Origin of the sequence: Terrisporobacter petrolearius, assembly GCF_020748185.1 — a bacterium.
GTDB lineage: Bacteria > Bacillota > Clostridia > Peptostreptococcales > Peptostreptococcaceae > Terrisporobacter > Terrisporobacter petrolearius.
This window is the reverse complement of sequence record NZ_JAHZMO010000156.1, coordinates 1-477: the sequence shown is the minus strand read 5'-3', so window position 1 is coordinate 477 and position 477 is coordinate 1. Positions and strand designations below refer to the sequence as shown.

Annotated in this window: 1 protein-coding gene; it reads left to right on the top strand. The window is 26.2% G+C overall.

Going from position 1 to position 477, the window contains the following annotated elements; translation table 11 throughout:
• Nucleotides 1-477 (top strand): helix-turn-helix transcriptional regulator (locus tag K0040_RS20085; protein ID WP_228110451.1); only part of this gene is annotated, 477 nt, incomplete at both ends.

The window sequence follows — 477 nt, the reverse complement described above, 5'->3', positions numbered from 1 at the left end:
GTTTGGATATATATTAATGATAAGCAAAAGTTTACAATAAAAGAGTTGTCAGAGGAATTTAATCTTTCAGCTAAAACAATACAACGATATTTAAAAGAATTAAATAAAATGGGACTTCCAATTCAAGCAGAACAAGGTAGAAATGGAGGTTATAGGGTGCTAAATAATAGCTATATACCTCCTGTTATATTTACAGAAAAAGAAGTTATGATTATACTATTTGCACTTAAGTCACTTCAGATTTATAATTATAAGTTAATGGAAATAGAAATTAATTCTATAATGAGAAAAGTAAGTTATGAACGTAAAAGCAGTATAAAAGTAGGTATAGAAAATATTAAAAGATACATTGGCTTTGTAGCTAATGATACTAATGATGGAGATTTTAAGAGTAGTAATGTAACTGAGTTTTTTAGAGCTTCTTCAGAATCTCTAATTTTAAATATTAAGTATAAGTGTGGTAATCAGATTTTGGAA